Origin of the sequence: Lysobacter sp. 2RAF19 (assembly GCF_052115395.1) — a bacterium.
Lineage (GTDB): Bacteria > Pseudomonadota > Gammaproteobacteria > Xanthomonadales > Xanthomonadaceae > Noviluteimonas.
The window spans coordinates 261,029-281,791 of the sequence record NZ_JBFRGO010000002.1 but is presented as its reverse complement, the minus strand read 5'-3'; the positions used below and the strand labels follow the sequence as shown (position 1 = coordinate 281,791).

Genomic DNA, 20,763 nt, shown 5'->3' with positions numbered 1-20,763 from the left:
TCAGACGCCGTCTTCGGGGTGGATCGTCAGCACGGCCTTGTCGACAGGCAGCATGACGGTCCACTTCCTCAGGTAATCGGCCTTCTTTTCTTCGATGCTGGCCTTGTTCTTCTCGTACCAGCGCACGTTCGATTCGGTGGCTTCCACGACGTTCGTGTTCGCCATCCACTTCTTGAAATCGGCGCTTTGCGTGTTGTACTCGGCCTTCGCATCCGGGTGGATCGGCAGCAGCGAGAAGCGTGCCTTCCACGCACCCATGCGCGGGCTGACCAGGATGTAGTAGGTCTTGCCGGCTTCGAGCGTGGCGTCGACGAAGTCGGCGTTCTCGGCGATCACCATGAAGCGGTGGACGCCCGGCTCGGCCTGGTAGGCCACCTTCTGCTTGTTCTGGATGATGCCGATGAACTTGGTTTCGGCGTCGGGCGCGTCGTAGACCGAGGCGCTGATGCCCGAACCGACGAACGAGGAACGCATGAAGACGACGAGCGCCTTGCCTTCTTCCGGAACGGGCGATTGGTTTTCCGCGTGCTTGCCGGTTTCGGCCGCGATGGCCATCGTGGAGGCGAACAGCAGCGACAGCAGCGCGAAAAGGCGCAACTTAAGGATCATTCGGTGATTCCCCTGAGACTTGAGTGAGATGCCGGCACCCCTGCCGGCGCGCGCAGGATAACCGTCAGGTCATCCCACCGTCGACGCCGATGACCTGGCCGTTGACGTAACTGGCCGCATCCGAGCACAGGAAGCGCACGAGCGCGGCGACTTCCTCGGGCCGCGCCGCGCGACCGGCGGGCACCATCTGCTTCACCAATTCCGGCGGGAAACTCGCATCGGCCATCGCGCCTTGCACGACGCCGGGCGCGACGACATTCACCGTGATGCCGCGGCTGGCCATTTCGCGCGCGAGGGATTTGCTCGCGCCGTGCAACGCGGATTTCGCGGCGGCGTAGTTCGCCTGGCCTCGGTTGCCGAGCACCGCGGCGACCGACGAGACGCTCACCACGCGGCCCCAGCGCGTGCGCGCCATCGGAAGCAACAGCGGTTGGGTCACGTGGAAGAAGCCGTGCAGCGAGACATCGACGACCCGCTTCCATTGTTCGGCCGACATGCCGGCGAGCGGTGCGTCGTCGTGGATGCCGGCGTTGTTGACGACCACCTGGATCGGACCGTCGGCGAGGAGTGCATCGATGGCGGTGCGGGTCGCATCGCCATCGGCGACATCGAACGCGATCGCTTGCGCGCTGCCGCCGGCCGCGTGGATCTCGCTGACGACGCTTTGCGCCCGCGCGATGTTCGCGTTCGCGTGCACGATCACATGCAGGCCGTCGGCCGCGAGTTGCCGGCAGATCGCGCCGCCGATGTCGCCGCTGCCGCCGGTCACGAGTGCGCGCCGCTGGGTCATGCCGATCTCTCCTGTGGCTGCAGCATCACGGCCGCGCGGCCTTCGGCCAGGACCGTGCCTGCGTGGCGCAGGGTGAAACGATACTGCTGCGCGCCTTCGCCGGCGACCAGTACCTGCGCCTCGCATTCCAGCGCGCCCGGAAGATCGTCGACCCGCGCGCAATGCAACTCGACGCCGCGCAGGGCCACGAGCATCCCCGGCGGCGCCGATGCGCCGTCTTCGCGCGCGATCAGGCCGCCGTGGACCGCCATGGCCTGCGCGCCGTATTCGCACAGGTGGATGGCGCGAAGTCGATCGTGACTGCGCAGCGGATGCGCCGGGTCGCGATGCCCGTGGCTGCGCAGGGTGATGCGTTGCGCGTCCCACGCGACGACCTCGTCCCACAGGCACATCGAACCTGCGTGCGGCACGAGCGATTCGATGGTGGCCCGATCGATCATGCGTCCTCCCGGTGCGGATGGCGCGCGATCAACAGGCCGAGCACGAAGTTCGACACGACACCGAGTGTCACCGTCACGCCGATGGCGCGCAGCACCGGGATCGACGACAGCCCGAGCAAGGCGAACACCAGCAAGGTCATCGCACTGCACACCAGCAGCGCATGCAAGGTGCGCAGCTGTTCTTCGCGGTCGTCGCCGGCGTGTTCGAAGAACAGCGCGTAATCGAGGCCCAGGCCCGCGGCGAGGATCAGGGCGACCAGGTGGAACAGCGTGAGCTCGACGCCCGCGATGCGCAGCGCGGCGAGGATCACCAGCGTGGTCACCGCCATCGGCGCGAGCACGCGCCACGCGCGATGCCAGGACCCCAACGCGATGCGCACGGCGACGATCAGCAGCGCGGCCGCCAGCCCCAGGGCCCAGAGCACGCGTTCGCGATACGCGACGACCAGCGATTCGGACGCGGCTTTCAGGTCGACCAGTTGCGCGCCTTCGCGCTGCGCGAGCGCGGCGACTTTGTCCGGCGCGTCGAGCCCGATGAGCGACACCAGCGCGGTCGCGTGGCCTTCGCGTTCGCGCAGCAGGCCGTCGATGCGGATCTTCAGCGGCGTACCGTCGAGGTCGGCGGGCACCAGCGGTCGTGCACGACGCGCGGTTTCGACGTCGGCGAGGAAGGGTTCGAACACATCGGTGCGGAACGGGGATGCGGCTACGGCGCTGTCGAGCGCGGTGCGCAAGGCTTGCGGCGCGGGCAACTTCGCCTGGCGCGCCTGTTGCGTTCGCGCGCTGGGCAGGTATTGCGCCGCATGTTCGAAACCGGCGAGCCAATGTTGCGCGCGTGCGTGTTCGAGTGCCGCGCCCAGATGCTCGCTGCGCTGCAAGGCCTCTTCGACATCGCGGCCGTGGATCGCGATGACATAGCGCACGTCCGGCGCACCGAGCTCCTTGCGTACCTGCGCGTCGCGGGCGAGCGCATCGGCCGGCACCGGCGTGAGGCGCGAAAGATCGTTCTGCCAGAACGGGCCCGGCGCGAAGATCGTGATGCCCGCCGCCGCGAGTGCGAGCACGACGATTGCGATGCGCGGTTGCGGCAGGCGCGCGACCCACGCGCGCAGGCGTTCGAGCAATGCCGATTGCGCCGGATCGCGCAGATCCGGATCCACGAGCGCCGGCAACAGCAAACGCGTCGTGGCCGCCGCCGTGCCGAGCCCGACGATGGTGAACACCGCCAGTTGCTCCAGGCCGTCGACGCCGGAGACGAAGAAGGTCGCATACGCGATGCACGTGGACACCACGCCCGTCGCCAGCGTCGGCCACAGCGCGCGCACGCTCGCATACGGCTTCACGCCCGTGCGCTGGTGGCTGAAGAAGTGGATCGGATAGTCCTGCGCCACGCCGATCAGCGTGAAACCGAACGCCACCGTGATGCCGTGCACGCCATCGAACATCAACGCAACAGCGCCCAGGCCCGCGAGACCCGCGCTCGCGAGCGGCAGTGCGCCGAGCACCGGGATCTTCCAGTTGCGATACGCGACGAACAACAGCACAAGCAGGCCGAGCGAATCGACCATGCCGATCCAGTTGGCTTCGTTCTGCGTGCGTCCGCCGATTTCGACGGAGAACGCACCGGGGCCGGTCATCGACAGCGTGCCTGCCTGACCGTGCTTCGCCGCCGCGTACGCCGATTCGATGGCGGCGACCGCATCGCGCTGGCCCGTCGGATCGAAACCCGCGGCTTGCGTTTGAATCGCCAGCAGCGCGCGTTTACCCGCGCGATCGAACCACACGCCTTCGATACGTTGCGGCGCGGTCGCCGGCTCCCAGGTTTCGGCGAGCACGAGCGTTTCCAGCGTCGGATCGCTCGGCACCAGTGGTTCGACGAGGCCAGCCGCGGGCGAACCAAGATCGGCCACGCGCGACTGCACTTGTTCGGTCAGATACGCCGCATCGAAGCGCTGCGTGTCGAGGGTTGGCGAAAGGAGATAACGATAGGGCCGCAGGCGTTCGGGGAACGCTTCGAGCCCGCCTTCGCCATTGGCGACCAGGGTGAAGCGCGTGTCCTTCGAAAGCGTGGCGCGCAGGGCGCGCGACTGCGCGGCGAGCGTTTGCGCATCCGGCGCACCCGACAACGTGACCAGCAACAGGCGCGAACCCGGGCCTTCGCCGAGTTCGTCGATCAGCAGGCGCTGCTCCGGCGTGCGCGCGCTCGGCATGAACTTGCGCAAATCGCCGCTGAGTTGCAGATGCTGCGCGATCGCCCAGCCGGCGACGAGCAGCACGGCAAGCCAGAGTGCGGCGAGCGCGATGCGCGCGCCCGGCCGCAACGGGGCGTCGCTCATTGCGCGGCGCACAGCGCGGCGAGCGCCGCGCCGTCGGTCGTGTCGTGCGCGTTGCGTGCAGCGCTGGCGAGCAGCGTGCGCTGCAGATCACCCTTCACCGGCCGCGTTTCGATGCAACGCAGTTCCGCACCTCGGCCACGCAGAACGATGTCGCGCACCTTGGCGGCCAGCGCGCGGTCGCGCGGCGACAGGCGCAAGGTCCATGACTGGCGCGTGCCGCTCGCGTCGATCGTGTAATAGCGTTCGAGTTGCGTGCGGTCGCCGGCGAGCATCGCGCCGAAGCTCGCCTGCAGGCCCTGCAACTCCGGCGCGCGCGCCAGCGAGAACGTGCGCGCCTTGCCGTTGCGTTCGATGGTGGCCTGCCCGTTGCGGATCGTGGTCGTCTCCGCGTAGGGCGCGCGCACGGCGCGCACGAGCGTGTCTTCCGCCGGGCGGCGGTATTCACCTTCGATGCGCAACGGCGTCTTCAGCAACGCAGATCCACGCAATTCGACGAAATCGGTCTGCGTGGGTGCGGGGCGCGCGAGTTTCGAAAGGATCCAGCCCGCGTCGACCGACGCAGGCTTCGGCTCAGGCGGCGCGGCCCATGGTGCCCCCGCCCACATCGCCGCCAGCAGCGCGAGGCCGAGCGTCGCTCTCGTCCTGCGGTCGTGTTTGCGGCTTGTCATCGACGGGGGCTCCGGTGGGCGCTTGCCAGAAATCGTAGAAATTGAACCAGTTGTACGGGGCGCTGCGTGCATGGTGTTCCAGGCGCGCGGCGTAACGGCGGGCCATGTCGGCCAGCGCGTGGTTGCGATCCTTGCGCGCCACCTTGATAGGGCCGCTGAACGGCTCGAACATCAGGTCGTAACGGTTGCCGCCACGGTACAGGCCGAAGGCGAGCACCACCGGCGCGTGCAGCACCGCGGCGATCAGCCACGGCGCGCCGGGCATCTGGGCCGGCGCACCGAGGAATTCGACCGGATAGCCGGGCTCGCCGGGTTGCGTGCGGTCGACGAGCAAGGCGACCACCGCGCCTTCGGCGATGGCGTGCTGGATTTCGAGCACGATCGACGGCCCGTCCTGCCCCGCGTCGATCACCGTCGCGGCGATCTCGGGGTTGAGCGCATCCAGCAACTGCGTCATCGCCGCGTTGTGCGCCTTGTCGAGTACCACGCGCACGGGAATGTCGGGGCGTTCGCGCGCGAGCACGCGCATCACTTCGAAGCTGCCCAGGTGCGAGCCGAACAGCAGCACGCCGCCATGTTGGTCGACGGTCGAATGGAGATGTTCCAGGCCGTGCACGCGCACGTCGAAGCGTCGCAGGTCTTCGCCGAGCAGGAAGACGCGGTCGAGGATCGTCGCGGCGAAGGTATGGAAGTGCCGCGCCACGCCCAGTAGCGTCGCCGGCTTGCGCAGCACGCGCGTGAGGTAGCTGCGCGAGGCGCGCCGCTCCGGCCCGCGCAGCGCGAGGAAATACAGGACGATCGGATACAGGCACAGGCGCGCGATCACGCGGCCGCCGCGCCGCGCGATCGCGCGGATCAGCTGGATGGCGAATCGGTTCCCGCCTTCGGGGCGCTGCTTCCAGTTGGCGGCTTCATTCGGGTTCGTCATGCGCGCACCACTTCGCCGCTGGCGATCGGCTGGCCGTCGCGCACGACGCGGAAACGCCAGCGACCCTCGTCGCCTTCGAGCAACACTTCGGCGTGCTGGTCCGGCAGCAAGGGCTGCACGAATTTCACTTGCGGCAAGCGCACGTCGCCGAGCGCGCCGTGGCGCGCCTCGATCGCATCGAGCACGCGGTCGAGCACGACCACGCCGGGAACGACGGGACGACCCGGGAAATGCCCGGGCAGGCTGGGATGATCCGATGGCACGAAGAACTGCATGGCGAATTCATTCAAACATCGGCGAGCGCCTGATGCGCGCGCGGATTATGCAACGCGGCCCCCTGCCGCGGCGGTCCCTGACTTGTTCAGCTTCGACCGGGCTCGTCCCGCAGCAGCCCGCGCCAGACGGTGGGCCCCAACCCGGCCATCTTGCGCACGAAATCGAAGAAGCTCGTGTAGCGCCCAGGGAAGCGCCGCACGCGATAGAAATATTCGCCTACGAAGAGCCCGCCGACCAGCCCGTAATTGAGGAGGTTTGCGAACCACGACCACGCGCTCTCGGAAACCGAGACCGGCGAGGGCACGCCCAGGCTGTGCAGCAGGCCCCCGGGCACGGCGATCAGCGCGAGCAGGAAGTTGCAGACGGCCAGGCCCGACAGCACCGCGGCCCAGGTGGCGGTGAGCGCGCGCGCATACGCGAGCAAATCCGGCGCCAGTTGCGCGAGCGGCACGCCGTCGATCGCCGACACCATGCGCGTGATCAGCGGCACGTGGCCCTCCCGCAGCGTGCGGCCGAAGGTCCACGCCACGAGCGCGACGAAGGCCGCGGGCACGAGCAGCAGGATCAGGTGCAAGTGCGGCGAATGCGCGAGGGTCACCAGGCCAATACCGGTGGCGAGCAACACCAGCCACGCCCACGCACGCCGATGCAGCAGCGGATCGAGCAACACGAACACGGCCAGGTCGCCGAGCGCTGCGGCGGCGAGCACCGGATCGTCGCGCAGGCTCGCCAGGTGGGCGAGCACGGGATAGGCCAGCGCCAGCGCCAGCCGCGCCAGCGGCGTTGCGTTCAAGCGGTGGTGCGGTGTTGTTCGACGTGCGCCGACAACGCGCGCAGCGAAGCGAAGATGCGGCGATTGGCGTCGTTGTCCGAACGCAGCTGGAAGCCGTATTGCTTGGAGATGGCGAGCGAGAGCTCCAGCGCGTCGATCGAATCCAGCCCCAGGCCGTCGTTGAACAGCGGCGCGTCCGGATCGATCTGCGCGGCGTCGACGCCTTCCAGGTTCAGGCTTTCGACCAGCAACTTGGCAAGGTCGGCTTCGGCGGGGCTGAGCTGGGACATCGGGTGTTCCGGAATGCTGGGATGGCTGCATTCTAGCCGCGCGGCGGGGCTTGGCGGCCGGACGCCGCGTTATGATGCGGTCCGCACTTCTTCACGCCGACCGATTGCATGACGATCGACACCCTCGCAGCACCCGATGCCCCCGTGAAGACGATCGAAACGGACATCCATGAGGTCGATGTGCTCGTGGTCGGCGGCGGGCCTGCGGGCACCACCGCCGCCACCCACCTGGCGCGCCGCGGCTACCGCGTGTTGCTGCTGGAGAAGTCGAGCCATCCGCGCTTCCACATCGGCGAATCGCTGCTGCCGATGAACCTGCCGATCCTCGAGCGCCTTGGCGTGCTCGACCAGGTGCGCGCCATCGGCACGTTCAAGCCGGGCGCCGAATTCCCGGTCGACGACGTCAATTTCAATACCTTCCGCTTCGAGCGCGCGATCGATGCGAAGTTCGGTTACGCCTACCAGGTCAAGCGCGAGGAGTTCGACCAGCTGCTGTTCGAACACGCGAAGGCCAATGGCGTGGACGCGCGCGAACGCGTGAAGGTCGATCGCATCGCCTTCGGCAAGGACGGCCGCCCCGAAGAAGCCTTCGCCACCGACGCCGATGGCAAGGCATTGCGCGTGCGCATGCGCTACCTGGTCGATGCCAGCGGCCGCGACACGCTCATCGGCGCGCAGCTCAAGCTGAAGAAGAAGAACCCGCTGCACCAATCGGCGGCGATCTTCAGCCATTTCACCGGCGTGGCGCGACGGCCGGGCGAAGACGCCGGCAACATCACCGTGCAGCGTTTCGAACACGGCTGGATGTGGCTGATCCCGCTGCAGGGCGACGTGATGAGCATCGGCGCGGTGTGCTTCCCCGAATACCTGAAGACGCGCAAGGGGCAGAACGAAGACTTCCTCATGCGCACGCTCCAGTCCGAGCCCTCGGCGTGGAATCGCATGGACAACGCGCAACGCGTCGCGCCCGTGCATGTCACCGGCAACTATTCCTACACGTGCACGCGCATGACCGGCCCGGGCTGGGTGATGGTCGGCGATGCGTATGCCTTCGTCGATCCGGTGTTCTCCTCGGGCGTGTACCTGGGGATGAACAGCGCCGAGATGGCGGCGCAAGTGGTGGATGGCGCGCTGCGCGAGCCTGCGCGCGAAGCCGCGCTGCAGGGCGCGATGGTGGAACGCCTCAAGCGCGGCCTGAAGCACTTCCAGTGGTTCATCTACCGCTTCAACACGCCGGTCATGCGCCACCTGTTCAACAATCCGCGCAATGTCTGGCAGGTGGAGCAGGCGGTGATTTCGATGCTGGCCGGCGATGTGTTCGACAACAGGAAGGTGCTGCGGCGCCTGCGCATCTTCCGCGCGATCTACGCCTTCACGGCCCTGCAGCTCGCACCGCAGGCCTTTCGCGGGTGGCTCAACCGCCGCCGCCAGGTCAACGTCGCGGTCAGCGGCGACACCCTGCAGTCGGGTAATCCGTGAGCGCAGTCCGTCCCCTGCCGCATGCGCCGCAGATGCGCGTGGATTACGTGGACGCGGCGAACGCCGCGTCTCTGGACGCCCTGCTCGCGCAGCCCGACACGCTCGCCGTGTTCGGTTTCGGCAGCGACGCACCCTCGCATGACGATCCGCGGTATCTGCGCGTGCCCTTGCAGCCGCATGGCGCCGCGCCGTTCGAAGTGTGGCGCACGCCCGGTCCGGTGCTGGCCGGGCAACAGGGTACGTTGCGCTTCGCCGAATCAGGGTCCTTGCAGTTCGGCTGGATCGAAATCCCGGAAGGCGACGGCGGGCTGGAAGCAGCGAGCGCGCGGGCCTACGCGAATCTCTCGGCTTTCGTGCGCGCGCGCGGTTTTCCGCACCTGCTGCGCAGCTGGAACTACCTGGATGCGATTACCGAAGGCGAGGGCGACCAGGAGCGCTATCGCCGTTTCTGCGTGGGCCGCGCCGCGGGCCTGGGCGATATCACGACCGGCACGCTGCCCGCGGCCACGGCGATCGGCCGATGCGACGGCGTGCGGACCTTGCAGGTCTATTGGCTGGCTTCGCGCGTGCCGGGCACGCCCGTGGAAAATCCGCGCCAGGTGAGCGCGTATCGCTATCCGCGCCAATACGGCCCGCAGCCGCCGAGTTTCGCCCGTGCGATGGTGCCGCCCGCTTCGGGCATGCCCTTGTTGCTTTCGGGCACGGCGAGTGTCGTGGGCCACGAATCGCGCCACCACGATTGCATCGAATCGCAGCTGGCCGAAACCTTCGCGAATTTCGAAAGCCTCATCGCCGCCTCGCGCGCGGTGCGGCCGGATTTGCCGGCGCGCTTCGGGCCGGAGTCGCGTTTGAAAGTGTATGTGCGTGACAGCGACGCGCTGCCGCGCATCGCGCAGGCGCTGGCTGCGCACCTGGATCCGTCGGTGCCGCGCGTGCTGTTGCACGCGTCGGTGTGCCGTCGGGAATTGCGCGTGGAAATCGACGGCGTCCTGTGACGCCACGGAGCGGACAATGGGTTTGATCAGCCTGGTGTGGGGCATCTTCGCGCTGCTGTTCATGTGCATCGCGCTCATCCCCTTGATCGGCATCGCCAACTGGCTCGTGATTCCCTTCGCCGCCGTCGGCGCGGTGATCGGCGCGATCGGCGTGATGCTCAGCGGCAAGGGCGGCAACGGCCGCGCCAAGGCGGGGCTGATCCTCAACGGGATCGTCATCGTGGTTGCCGTGATCCGCCTGCATCTCGGCGGCGGAATCCTTTGATTCGTGCGAATCGATCCCCTGAATGGGGAATGCCCGGTTCACAAATCGTCCGTTCGTCCTGAGAACGTAGCCACTCGTCGGGCCGCAAGCGTTAGGCCCATGTGATGTGCGGTCTGTGAAGCGCGCCGTGCCTCATCCGATGCAGGTAAAGGCCCCTCGCGGCGTGCTGCACCGCGACATGTGGCCGCTCTGCGCCCGCGCGCATCCTCGCCTCGGCCCGTTGCTCCAGCGACAGCAGCGACGGGCCTCCGAAGTTTCGGAATTGTCTCCGGCATCCCGTTCCGCCGGCGGCGCGACTGTCGCAATTCAGGACGAATGAGAGAGGGGTCCCCCAAATGAAAGGTAAGGCAACCATCGTGTTGGCCAGCATCGTGCTGGTCGGCGCAGCCGCAGCGGCACAGGCGGCGCAACCGGATTCGAAGCTCGAGCAACACGCGGCAAAGGCCGAAGCGATGAAGGCCAAGCGTCATTCGTTCAAGGCCACGCAACCGCGCACGATGTCGCAAGCCGACGCGACGAAAGTGCGCAAGGCCGGCGGTGCGACCGCCGTGCGCGTGCCCGAAGAACTCTGGTCGACGTTGAGCGTCGAGCGCGACGCCAACGGCACCCTGCGCGTGCTCGAAACCGACGGCACGCAAGCAGCCCCCGCCACCAAGACGGAGGCCCTGCCCAATGAATAAGTCCATCCTTTCCCTCGCCGTCGCAGTCGGCGTCGCGCTCACCGGCCTGGTCCACGCCGGCGAGATCATCCCGGTCAACTTCGACGATGCCAACGAGGGTTACAACGACCCCACCGCCGTCTCCCCCGAAGGCGGCAACCCGGGCCTCACGCGTGGCCAGCAGCGTCAACTCGTCGCGCAGTTCGCGGCCGACCTGTGGGGCACGATCCTGGTGAGCAACGAGCCGGTGTATGTCGGCGCGCAGTTCAATCCGCTCGGTGCCAACGTGCTCGGTTCGGCCGGCGCGACCTACATCTTCAGCGACTTCCCGGGCTCGGTGCCGAACACCTGGTACAGCGCGGCGCTCGCCGAATCGCTCGTCGGCGCGGACCTGACCGAAGGCGACATCGACATCTTCTCGCAGTTCAGTTCGGACTTCGATTTCTACTACGGCTTCGACGGCAACACGCCGGCCGGCAAGCTCAGCTTCCTCGACGTGGTGATGCACGAGTTCGGCCACGGCCTGGGCTTCCAGAACTTCGAAAGCGAAGCGACGGGCCAGTTCCAGTCGGGCATCCCGGACATCTATTCGCGCTTCACCTACGACAACACGCAGAACCTGTTCTGGCCGGACATGTCGGTCGCGCAACGCCAGGCGTCGGCGATCAACTACGGCAACGTGGTGTTCACCGGCGCGAATGCGAAGGCCGGCGCTGCGCTGACCCTCGGTCCGCGCACGGGCTTCCGCGTCACTGCACCGGCCGCCGTCGCAGGGTTCTACGAGTACGGCACCGCCAGCTTCGGTGCGGCGCCCACGCCGGCGAACTTCAGCGGCACGGCGATCGTCGGGCTCGATGCGGGTCCCGCGACGACCGACGGCTGCACGGCGTTCACCAACGCCGCCGATGTCGCCGGGAAGATCGCGATCGTCGATCGCGGCACGTGCGGATTCGCGGTGAAGGCCGCGAACGCGCAGGCCGCGGGCGCGATCGGCCTGATCGTCGCCAACAATGCACCCGGCAATCCGCCGCCGGGCCTGGGCGGCAGCGATCCGACGGTCACCATCCCGACGATCAGCGTCACGCAGTCCGACGGCGCGCTGCTGAAGGGCAACGCACCGCTGACGGTGGGCTTCGCCGTCGACAACACGTTGCGGCAGGGTGCCGACAATCAGGGCCGTCCGCGCCTGTACATGCCCAACCCGGTCGCGCCGGGCTCGTCGGGCTCGCACTACGACACGGCGCTGTCGCCGAATGCGCTGATGGAACCTGCCATCAACGATTCGCTGAACGCCGCGCTCATCGTCGACAACACGGCCAACCTGCTGAAGGACACCGGCTGGCGCCTCAACACCGGCACTGCGCAGATCAACGGGTGCAACACGGAAGTGAAGGTCATCACCGACGCGGGCCTGATCGTGGGCGCGAATGTCGTGGCGACGAGCAACATGATCGCCAGGACCTCGGCCAACAAGGACCAGTACATGAGCCGCATGGAGGCCTATCGCGACGGCCTGCTCGCCTCCGGGCTGGTCTCCGGTCGCCAGGGCGGCAAGATCATGTCCTGCGCCGCGAAGATCGCGAAGGCCCCGAAGTAACGATCGGCGCAACGCGATGTTCCAAACCGGCCGGCGCCTTCGGGCGCCGGCTTTTTTTCGTGGGGGTATCATGCGCCCCCATGACCTACCCCTTCGTCCGCCCGCGGCGCATGCGTCGCGACGAGTTCTCGCGCCGCCTGATGCGCGAGCATGTCCTCACCACGAACGACCTGATCTATCCGGTCTTCGTCCATGAATTGAAAGGCCGCGCGGCCGTCGCGTCGATGCCGGGCATCGAGCGTGTTTCGATCGACGAGCTGCTGCGCGTGGCCGAAGAAGCGAGCACCCTGCGCATTCCCGCGCTCGCCTTGTTCCCCGTCACCGCGCCGGAAGCCAAATCGCTCGACGCGCAGGCGGCATGGGACGACGAGGGCCTCGTGCAACGCGCGGTGCGCGCGCTGAAGGAACGGTTCCCCGAGCTGGGCGTGATCACCGATGTCGCGCTCGATCCCTACACCTCGCACGGGCAGGACGGCCTGGTCGACGAGAACGGATACGTCGTCAACGACGACACGGTCGAAGCGCTGGTGAAGCAGGCGCTGTCGCATGCGCGCGCCGGTGCGGACGTCGTCGCGCCGTCGGACATGATGGACGGGCGCATCGGCGCCATTCGCGGCGCGCTGGAAATGGACGGCCACCTCCACACGCGCATCCTCGCCTACAGCGCGAAGTACGCCTCCAGTTTCTACGGCCCGTTCCGCGACGCGGTCGGTTCGGCCGGCGCGCTGGGCAAGGGCAACAAGTTCACCTACCAGATGGATCCGGCCAACAGCGACGAGGCCTTGCGCGAAGTCGCGCTCGACCTGGACGAAGGCGCCGACATGGTCATGGTGAAGCCCGGCCTGCCCTACCTGGACATCGTGCGCCGGGTGAAGGACGAATTCGGCGTGCCGACCTTCGTCTACCAGGTCAGCGGCGAGTACGCGATGTTGCGCGCGGCGATCGGCAACGGCTGGCTGGACGAGCGCGGCTGCGTGCTCGAAGCGCTCACGTCCATCAAGCGCGCCGGCGCCGACGGGGTGCTGACCTACTTCGCCCTGGATGCGGCGCGGTGGCTGCGCGAGGCCTGAGGCCCAGCCCATCCGTGACGCGATCTGAATGCGGCTTGTGCGATCTTCGGCCCACGCGTCCAGGGTTGGCCGCGTGCCGGCCGGCCCCCCGTTGATCGGGACAGCCGACCGGCAAAGGCGGGGCGCCTTTCGAGGGATTCCGTGATGAGCAAGCACTTCGCGGTGTTCGGCCACCCGGTCGCGCACTCGCTTTCGCCGAAGATCCATGCGGCCTTCGGCAAACAGACCGGCATCCCGGTCGACTATCGCGCGATCGACGCCGAGCCCGGCCAGTTCGTGCACGCGCTGTCGGACTTCATCGCCATGGGCGGTGTCGGCGCGAACGTGACGCTACCGCTGAAACAGGTGGCCTTCTCCCTCTGCGACGACCTCACCGAACGCGCGCGCCGCGCCGGCGCGGTGAACACGCTCGTCCGCAACGGCGACACCTGGCACGGTGACAACACCGACGGCGCGGGCCTGGTCCGCGACCTCACCGATCGCCATGCACTCGACCTACGCGCACGACGCACCTTGTTGCTCGGTGCCGGCGGCGCGGCGCGCGGTGTCGCGCCGGCCCTGCTCGATGCGGGCATCGGCGAGATGTACATCGTCAATCGCACGCCGCAACGCAGCGACGCACTCGCCGATGCACTCGGCGAACCGGGCCGCGTGCATCCGCGCTATCTCAACGATCTGGCCTCCCATGGCGAGTTCGACCTCATCATCAATGCCACGTCCGCCGCGCGCGATGGGCAGATCCCGGCGCTGCCGCGCAGCATCGTGGGCCGTCGATGCGCGGCGGTGGATCTGAATTACGGCGAAGCCGCGATTCCCTTCCTCGCGTGGGGCCGCGCCGCCGGTTGCCATGACGTCGTCGATGGCCTCGGCATGCTGGTGGAACAGGCGGCGGAAAGTTTCGCGCGCTGGCACGGCGTGCGGCCGGAGACCGATGCGGTGTACCAGATGCTCCTGTCGCATCACGATGCGCTCGTCACCGCGGATTGAACCGCCGTTACAGCGCGCCGTCGCGTTTGATCGCCAGGTAACGTTCGACCAGCGCCCCGGGTAATTGCGCGCACGTCACGTCGAGCACCTGCACGTGCTGGCTGGCCAGCGCATCGTGCGCGGCCTTGCGCTGTTCGAGGTAGCGTGCGACGGCGGCCACGCGCAATGCGCCCTGTAGATCGTCGGCGGTGCTTTCGAGCGCGGCGTCGAGCGCTTCTTCGCGCAGGCTGGCGACCACGACGCGATGGCGACGCTGCAACATGCGCACCGCGACCAGCAGGTCGTCGATGTCTTCGTCGCGCAGGTTGGTCACGAGCATCACCAGCCCGCGGCGTGTCTGCCGCGTGGCGAGTTCGGCCGCGGCGGCGAGGTAGTCGGTGGCCACTGCTCGCGGCTGCACGTTGTACGTCGCCTGCAGGAGCGTGTCGATCGCGGCCATGCCGCGTTGCGGAGCGACGAAGCGCTGGTCGCCGCCCGTCGCGAGCAGCCCGACCGCATCGCCCTGGCGTAGCGCGACGTAGGACACCACGAGCGCAGCGTCGAGCACGCGATCGAAATGCGTGAGCTCGCCATCGCGCGCAAGCATGCGGCGGCCGGTGTCCATCACCACGATCAGTTGCTGGTTGCGCTCGTCCTGGTATTCGCGCGAAATCAGGCGGCGCATGCGCGAGGTCGCCTTCCAGTCCACCTGGCGCAGGCTGTCGCCGACGCGGTAGTCGCGCATCTGGTGGAAATCGGTGCCTTCGCCACGGCGGCGCTTCAAATGCGCACCGACCAGGCGCGAGGCCTGGTCCGCGCTGAGCATCGCAAGGCGCGTTAGCGGAGCGAAATTCGGGAACACACGCACCGAACGCGCGGTGCCCGCGACCAACGCGCGCCGCCACAGGCGCCAAGGCGAATGCAATCGCACGTGCACGCCTTCGAATACGTGGTCCCCGCGCTCGATCGGTTTGAGCGTGTAGGCGAAGCTCGCGCTCGTTCCCGGCTCCAGCGTCAGCGAACGCGGCAGTCCTTGCGCGGCCCACGCACCGGGATGCAGGTCGTGCACGTCCATGCGCAGAGGGGCACCGCCGTTGTCGATCTGCAAGGTCACTTCCCGTTCGACGCCCAGCGGCAGCGCATCGGGGAGGTGGCGCGCGATGTCGGGCACGGCGCGACGACGCAGGCGCCATCCATCGATGAGGAGCACACACAGCAACGCGCCGCCGGCCAGCGACCATGCCAGCGACGGCACGAGCGACACGCTCGCGAGTGCGCCAACCAGCGCCCACGCGGCCAATGCCCACAGCAGGGGCGGTGCGGGCCTCACTGGCGCGGCGCTTCCACCTTGGCCAGCAGCGCGTGCAGCACGTCGTCCGGCGACTGCCCTTCGATCTGCAACTCCGGCGCGAGCGCGATGCGATGGCGCAAGGCAGGCTTCGCGATTTCGCGGATGTCGTCGGGCGTGACGAAGTCGCGGCCGGCGAGCACGGCCTGCGCACGCGCGGTACGCACCAGCGCGATGCTGCCGCGCGGGCCCGCGCCCAACGCGATGCCCGGCCACTTGCGCGTCGCGGCGGTGACGCGCACTGCGTAATCGATCACCGCCGGATCCACGCGGACCGCGGCCGTTCCCAATTGCAGCCGCACGATATCGCCGTCGGCGACGACGCGACGCACGCTCGCCAGATCGAAATCCGAGGCCATGCGCCCTTCGCTCACCGCGGTCACCATGCGCTTCTCGTCGGCGAGCGTCGGATACCCGATGAGCAGCTTGAGCAGGAAACGATCCAGCTGCGCTTCGGGCAGCGGATACGTGCCTTCCAGTTCGACCGGGTTCTGCGTGGCGAGCGTCATGAACGGCGGCGCGAGCGGGAAGCTCTGGCCTTCGATGGTGACCTGCTGTTCCTGCATCGCTTCGAGCAGGGCTGATTGCGTTTTCGCCGGCGCGCGATTGATTTCGTCGGCGAGCAGCAGGTTGGTGAACACCGGGCCGCGGCGCACCTGGAAGCGCTCGGTCTTCGGGTCGAAGACCGCGTGGCCACTGATGTCGCTGGGCATGAGGTCGGGCGTGAACTGCACGCGTGCGTGGTTGCAGCCCAGCGCCTGCGCGAGTGCGCGCACGAGCAGCGTCTTGCCCAGGCCCGGCACGCCTTCGAGCAACACGTGGCCGGCGGCCAGCAGCGCGACGATCACCTGGTCGAGCACCGCGTCCTGCCCGATGAAGGCCTTCCCGACTTCGTCGCGAATGGCGGCGGCCTGCGCGACGAGCGCTTCGCCGGTGATCGCGTTGGAAGGAACAACCGGCGTGGCCGGCGTGGCGATGTCGTTCATGTGTGTCGTCCCAGGGCAATGAGGCGGGCGATGCGGAAACGGAAATCCTTGGCGTCGAACGGCCGCGGCGAATGCAGTGCGTCGGCGATGTCGGCGGGCGGCAAACCGGTGCGTTGCGCGAGTCGACCGATCTGCGCCTGGCCTTCGAGCGCGGCGGCGACCGCATCTTTGCGGCGCAGGCGCGCAATCACGTGCGCACGCAGCGCGGCATGGAGCAGATGCGCGCGGCCATAGCGGTAGAGATGATCGCCGGTGGCCTGCACGTGTTCGAGCAACGAGCGGCGCGCGTCGGGCGGCGAAGGCAGGCGTGGGCCGAAACGCTGCATGCGCATCCACAACCACGCACCGATGCACAGTAGCAGCGCGATCAGGGCGCGCCAGGTGTTTTCGGCGAGCAGGCGCCACAGCGACGGCATTTCGGATGCGTAGATCAGGTGGAACGTGCCGCGATTCCAGTTCGGGCGGAGCAATTGCGACAGCAGTGCGGAATTTCCGCCCCAGCGCAAACTGGACGAGCGCGCGATGTCGAGCGTCGCGACGACATCGAGCGTCCCTGCCCCTTCGCGGAAACGCGCGAACGCGGTCCCGTACGAGTCACGCCACGCCAGGACGGGCGTGGCCGACTTCGCAAGGATGAAGCGATCCTCGCAAAACAGCTGGCTTGCATTGGAGACAGTCTTCGTCTGCGCACCCTTGGCGAACAGGCACGCATCTTCGACGAATGCATGGTGGAGGACGCCCAGGCCCTCCAGCAAGAGCGCGCGACCGTCCTTGCCGAGCATTGCGGTCGGCGCCTTCACGATCAGGTGCCCGCCGCGCGCGACGTGCGCACGCAAGGCCTGCGCTTCCCGGCGCGACAGCTGCGCGGGATCGGCGAGGACCAGCACCGTATCGCCCGGTTGCAGCGGATGCTTGTCGTCGAACAAGTGCGGACGCGACTGCACGCGTTGGTGCGCCTGCAACAACGCGACCTTCAATCCGTACAAGGGGTTGTAGACCGCCTCGCCCTTGGGCGGCAGCGGGAAGTCCTGCGTCTTGCGTTCGAAGGTCAGCAGGAACCAGGCGACGAGCAACCCGATCGCGGCGAGCGCGACCGCCGTCATGGCGATGGCTTTGCCGCGCGTCATCTCGCCCATCCGAAGCGCATGGCCGCACGCGCGAGCAGTGCCTCGAAGTCGGCCTGCGCCGGCATCCGGTCGGCGTAGGCGGCGTACTGCCAGGTGCGCACGACGCGCGCGAACACATCGCGATCCTCGGCTTCACCGAATGCGCGCGATGCGCGGAGACATTCGGCCTCGGTCGCACCGGGCACGAGCGTGGCGCCGGTGCGGGCGACCATGCTTTCGACGCTCGCGCGATACAGCAAGGCGAGTGCGCGACGCGCCAGGCCCTGCGACCACAGCGTGCGTGCGGTGCCTGCGACGTCGTCGGGCAAGGCCTGGTCGTGGTCGATGGGCGCGGTATCGATCGGTGAAGGGTCTGAGTGACGTTGCGGCGCCATCGACTGCAGCCACGGCCACCAGGTGCGGAAGGTCCACAGCAGCGTGCCCACCAACAGGCCCAGCACGATCCACAGCGCGTATTTCACCAGGCCCGCGATCAGGTCCGCGATGAACAGCGCGATCGGCCCCGCGTTCTTCGGCTTCTTCTGCTCGGTGTTGCGCGGCACCCACATCGTGCGGCGTTCGACCGGATGCAGCAGCGGATCCTTGTCGGTCGCCTCGATGGCTTTGGCCAGGTCCGCCGGATCGACGTACGCGTCGCCCATCGTGGTGCGCAGGTCCTTTACCTCGGCCTTCGCCGGTGCGGCGATCGCGGGGCGGCCGGGCGCGAAGGTCAGGCCCAGGGTGGAGAAGGCGATGAGCAGCGCGCCGCCCAGTCGTTCGCGCAGACGACGGAACGCGAGTTCGACGTCCCACGCTTCCAACTGCGTGCGGCGGTTGAGGTACAGACCGAAGCCTGCGCCGATGTAGAACGGTTCGAGCAACGTCGTCGGAATGTAGGTCAGCGCCGCCGTCACGACCTGCAGCCAGATCGATTGCGCGAAATACGAAACGCCGAAGCCTTCCGCGAGACCTCGCCAGTCGTCGACCGGCGTGAACATCGGCACCAGCGCGACCACGCCGACGAAAAACGCGAACTCGAAGTTGGCGAAGGCCAACATCAGCCATCCCGCCACGCCGCGCGCCGAACCGCCGATGACGTTGCGGCGCTGCCGTTTCTGCGTGCCGCCTTCGAGCAGGTCGACCGGCAAGTACAACGCGCGGTAAGGGCTGAAGCGGCGCCACGTCAAGTAATGCGCCATCCAGCGCCAGCCCCACGTCCGTTGCGCGGCGAGCGTTTCGCGCACGCCCGGCACCGCACCGAACACCGCGCGCGAGACGACGAACAAGGGAATGCGGTCGAACACCGGCTTGAGCCACCAGTACGCGAGGCCGACCCATTCCAGCCGGCCCATCCACGCGAACACGCCACACAGGGCGACGTACACCGGCAGCGTGACCAGCAGGTACGGAATCCAGATCGCGCGCGCATGCGTGCGCACGAGCGCAGTGCCGAGTTCGACGGCTTCCCACGACGAACGCGGGCGCAGTTCGACGGACACCTGGTCAATCCGCATCGGGCACGCCCCGGCCGCCGAAGGCGAGCCATGCGAAGACCAGCGTCCACAGCACGCCGGCGACCGAATACATCAGGGTCGCGGGCAAGGTCGCCATCGAGGACCAGAAGGCTTCGATGAAGGCCGCGATCAACAACATCAGCGCCACGCCCAGGCACAGGCGCGCACCGCGCTTGCCGGCATGGATGAGCGCGTCGACGCGGCTGCGCCGCCCGGGCGCGATGAAATCCAGGCCCAGCCGCAGTCCCGCGCCACCGGCGATCACGATCGCGGTGAGTTCGAAACTGCCGTGGCCGGCGGCGAAGCGCCACAGGTTCGGGCCGAGGCCCAGGTTCTGCAGGTGCGCGGCGATCGTGCCGAAGACCACGCCGTTGAAGACCATCATGAAGAGGCTGCCGACGCCGGCCAGCAATCCGGAGGCGAAGGTGCGCAGGCCGATGGAGATGTTGTTGAAGATGTAGAAACCGAACATACCGACGTCGGTGCCGCTTTCGCGCCCGATCTTGCCGGTGGCTTCGGCCGACGAATACATCGCTTCCATTTCCGTGAGCTGCCTCGGCGAGAGCACGCTGGAAGCGAGTTCGGGATGGAAGCGCACGAGCAGGTACATTCCGACCAGCGGCAACACGAAGCACACCAGCGCGATCGACATGCAGGCCCACTCCGCGCGCACCAGGCGCGGAAATTCGGCCACGAAGAAGCGCGGGATGCGCGACCAGCGCGGCGGCGCGGCGCGGTAAAGCGCGGTATGCCCGCGTTGCATCAACTGTTGCAGGCGATCGACCACGGCCGGGCTGTAGTTGCGTCGGCGCGCGAGGCCGAGTTGCTGGCACAGGCGTCGATACGCGTGCGGTGCATCTTCATCGGGTAAACCACGCCACGTACGGTCGTTGCGCGCGCGACGCGGGCTGTTCGCACGCGCGTCGAGCCACGCTTCGAAGTCGTGCCATTCCACGCCGTGGCGCGCGACGAACTGTTCCTGCCTCATCGACGACCCAGCAGCCAGTTCGCGATGCCGGCCAGGCGCCGCACGCCGAGATCGCCGCGCGCACCGGTCGCCGATTCGGCGATGTCGGCCAGTTCGCGCTGGCGTTCGGGCGTCAGGCGCGGCGCGCGTTCGGCGAAGGCGATGACCGCCGCCTGTTCCGCGGGACGCAGCGGGACCGCCGGGCCGAGCGCCTCGACTTCGACCAACGGTGGGCGCGCGCGTTCGTTCGGGACGTGCACGACGACCGTGTGCGCGACCATGTCGCCGAGGCGGCGGCCGTGCGGATCGGCCAGCGTCGCGATCAGGCCGACGGTGTAACCGAAGGGCAGCATGTCCACGGTGCGCAGCAGGTTGCGCACGATCGCCGCGATCCAGCCCACGGGCGCACCGTCGGCGGACACCACGCGCAATTCCATCACGCGCTTGCCGGGCGTCTGCCCGTTGAACGCGCCTTCGCACACGATGGGATAGCCCCACATCAGCACGAAGACCACGATCGCGTACAAGCCCATGCCCGCTTGCTTCAATCCGAGCAGCACGCTGCTGGCCGCGATCGTGATCCCGCCGCGGATCGCCAGATCGATCGCCCACGCAAGCGCGCGCGGCACGGGGCCGGCCGTCGGCAATCGCAGTGCGACGCCTTCGGGCGTGTGGACTTCGCGAACAGTGTCGAGCACGGCG

Annotated in this window: 22 protein-coding genes; 7 read left to right on the top strand and 15 right to left on the bottom strand. The window is 68.0% G+C overall.

Annotated elements, in window-relative coordinates:
• The 9 genes from AB4059_RS08135 to AB4059_RS08095 form a co-directional block, all read right to left on the bottom strand.
• Entirely contained in the window at positions 1 to 609 is a 609-nt protein-coding gene (locus tag AB4059_RS08135; RefSeq protein ID WP_498978349.1) for a hypothetical protein, read from the bottom strand.
• Between the two features lie 64 nt (positions 610 to 673).
• Positions 674 to 1,399, bottom strand: a complete 726-nt coding sequence (gene fabG / locus AB4059_RS08130; RefSeq protein ID WP_498978347.1) for a 3-oxoacyl-ACP reductase FabG — start codon at positions 1,397 to 1,399, stop codon at positions 674 to 676.
• On the bottom strand, positions 1,396 to 1,839 hold the full coding sequence (locus tag AB4059_RS08125) for a hotdog family protein (protein ID WP_498978345.1): 444 nt from the start codon (positions 1,837 to 1,839) through the stop codon (positions 1,396 to 1,398). The genes fabG and AB4059_RS08125 overlap by 4 nt, the downstream gene beginning before the upstream one ends.
• Positions 1,836 to 4,175 (bottom strand): MMPL family transporter, encoded by a 2,340-nt coding sequence (locus tag AB4059_RS08120; RefSeq protein ID WP_498978343.1) that lies wholly within the window; start codon positions 4,173 to 4,175, stop codon positions 1,836 to 1,838. The genes AB4059_RS08125 and AB4059_RS08120 overlap by 4 nt, the downstream gene beginning before the upstream one ends.
• The gene (locus tag AB4059_RS08115; protein WP_498978341.1) at positions 4,172 to 4,843 is read right to left on the bottom strand and encodes a LolA-related protein; all 672 of its coding nucleotides are present in this window, start codon (positions 4,841 to 4,843) and stop codon (positions 4,172 to 4,174) included. The genes AB4059_RS08120 and AB4059_RS08115 overlap by 4 nt, the downstream gene beginning before the upstream one ends.
• Complete coding sequence (locus tag AB4059_RS08110) at positions 4,746 to 5,771, bottom strand: lysophospholipid acyltransferase family protein (RefSeq protein WP_498978338.1); 1,026 nt, start codon at positions 5,769 to 5,771, stop codon at positions 4,746 to 4,748. The genes AB4059_RS08115 and AB4059_RS08110 overlap by 98 nt, the downstream gene beginning before the upstream one ends.
• On the bottom strand, positions 5,768 to 6,046 hold the full coding sequence (locus AB4059_RS08105) for an ApeI family dehydratase (protein ID WP_498978336.1): 279 nt from the start codon (positions 6,044 to 6,046) through the stop codon (positions 5,768 to 5,770). The genes AB4059_RS08110 and AB4059_RS08105 overlap by 4 nt, the downstream gene beginning before the upstream one ends.
• Positions 6,047 to 6,132: 86 nt before the next feature.
• Entirely contained in the window at positions 6,133 to 6,840 is a 708-nt protein-coding gene (locus AB4059_RS08100; RefSeq protein ID WP_498978334.1) for a COG4648 family protein, read from the bottom strand.
• Positions 6,837 to 7,109, bottom strand: a complete 273-nt coding sequence (locus tag AB4059_RS08095) for a phosphopantetheine-binding protein (protein WP_498959442.1) — start codon at positions 7,107 to 7,109, stop codon at positions 6,837 to 6,839. The genes AB4059_RS08100 and AB4059_RS08095 overlap by 4 nt, the downstream gene beginning before the upstream one ends.
• Positions 7,110 to 7,217: 108 nt before the next feature.
• On the opposite strand from AB4059_RS08095, the gene AB4059_RS08090 reads away from it, so the two are divergent.
• The 7 genes from AB4059_RS08090 to aroE all read left to right on the top strand — a co-directional run bounded on the left by AB4059_RS08090 (position 7,218) and on the right by aroE (position 14,161).
• Positions 7,218 to 8,588: an NAD(P)/FAD-dependent oxidoreductase gene (locus tag AB4059_RS08090; RefSeq protein ID WP_498978332.1), complete on the top strand. Its 1,371-nt coding sequence runs from the start codon at positions 7,218 to 7,220 to the stop codon at positions 8,586 to 8,588.
• A gap of 32 nt (positions 8,589 to 8,620) precedes the next feature.
• Entirely contained in the window at positions 8,621 to 9,583 is a 963-nt protein-coding gene (locus tag AB4059_RS08085; protein WP_498979040.1) for a chorismate transformation FkbO/Hyg5 family protein, read from the top strand.
• Between the two features lie 16 nt (positions 9,584 to 9,599).
• Complete coding sequence (locus AB4059_RS08080; RefSeq protein WP_498978330.1) at positions 9,600 to 9,848, top strand: hypothetical protein; 249 nt, start codon at positions 9,600 to 9,602, stop codon at positions 9,846 to 9,848.
• Between the two features lie 335 nt (positions 9,849 to 10,183).
• Positions 10,184 to 10,528: a hypothetical protein gene (locus AB4059_RS08075; protein WP_498978328.1), complete on the top strand. Its 345-nt coding sequence runs from the start codon at positions 10,184 to 10,186 to the stop codon at positions 10,526 to 10,528.
• A complete protein-coding gene (locus tag AB4059_RS08070; protein ID WP_498978326.1) occupies positions 10,521 to 12,104 on the top strand; it encodes a PA domain-containing protein in 1,584 nt (527 codons plus the stop codon). Before AB4059_RS08075 ends, AB4059_RS08070 begins: the two co-directional genes overlap by 8 nt.
• 80 nt (positions 12,105 to 12,184) lie before the next feature.
• Complete coding sequence (gene hemB, locus AB4059_RS08065) at positions 12,185 to 13,174, top strand: porphobilinogen synthase (protein WP_498978324.1); 990 nt, start codon at positions 12,185 to 12,187, stop codon at positions 13,172 to 13,174.
• A 141-nt stretch (positions 13,175 to 13,315) separates the two neighbouring features.
• Positions 13,316 to 14,161 (top strand): shikimate dehydrogenase, encoded by an 846-nt coding sequence (gene aroE / locus AB4059_RS08060; RefSeq protein WP_498978322.1) that lies wholly within the window; start codon positions 13,316 to 13,318, stop codon positions 14,159 to 14,161.
• A gap of 7 nt (positions 14,162 to 14,168) precedes the next feature.
• Here the strand turns inward: aroE and AB4059_RS08055 are convergent, their stop codons facing one another.
• The 6 genes from AB4059_RS08055 to AB4059_RS08030 are packed head-to-tail and all read right to left on the bottom strand — an operon-like array spanning position 14,169 to position 20,759.
• A complete protein-coding gene (locus AB4059_RS08055) occupies positions 14,169 to 15,470 on the bottom strand; it encodes a DUF58 domain-containing protein (protein ID WP_498978320.1) in 1,302 nt (433 codons plus the stop codon).
• Positions 15,467 to 16,474, bottom strand: coding sequence for an AAA family ATPase (locus AB4059_RS08050; protein WP_498978318.1), 1,008 nt, complete (start codon positions 16,472 to 16,474; stop codon positions 15,467 to 15,469). Before AB4059_RS08050 ends, AB4059_RS08055 begins: the two co-directional genes overlap by 4 nt.
• Positions 16,471 to 17,601 (bottom strand): DUF4350 domain-containing protein, encoded by a 1,131-nt coding sequence (locus AB4059_RS08045; RefSeq protein WP_498978316.1) that lies wholly within the window; start codon positions 17,599 to 17,601, stop codon positions 16,471 to 16,473. Before AB4059_RS08045 ends, AB4059_RS08050 begins: the two co-directional genes overlap by 4 nt.
• Complete coding sequence (locus AB4059_RS08040) at positions 17,598 to 19,094, bottom strand: DUF4129 domain-containing protein (protein ID WP_498978314.1); 1,497 nt, start codon at positions 19,092 to 19,094, stop codon at positions 17,598 to 17,600. The genes AB4059_RS08045 and AB4059_RS08040 overlap by 4 nt, the downstream gene beginning before the upstream one ends.
• Positions 19,084 to 20,082: a stage II sporulation protein M gene (locus AB4059_RS08035; RefSeq protein WP_498978312.1), complete on the bottom strand. Its 999-nt coding sequence runs from the start codon at positions 20,080 to 20,082 to the stop codon at positions 19,084 to 19,086. Before AB4059_RS08035 ends, AB4059_RS08040 begins: the two co-directional genes overlap by 11 nt.
• Positions 20,079 to 20,759: an RDD family protein gene (locus AB4059_RS08030; protein WP_498978310.1), complete on the bottom strand. Its 681-nt coding sequence runs from the start codon at positions 20,757 to 20,759 to the stop codon at positions 20,079 to 20,081. The genes AB4059_RS08035 and AB4059_RS08030 overlap by 4 nt, the downstream gene beginning before the upstream one ends.
• Positions 20,760 to 20,763 lie beyond the last annotated feature (4 nt).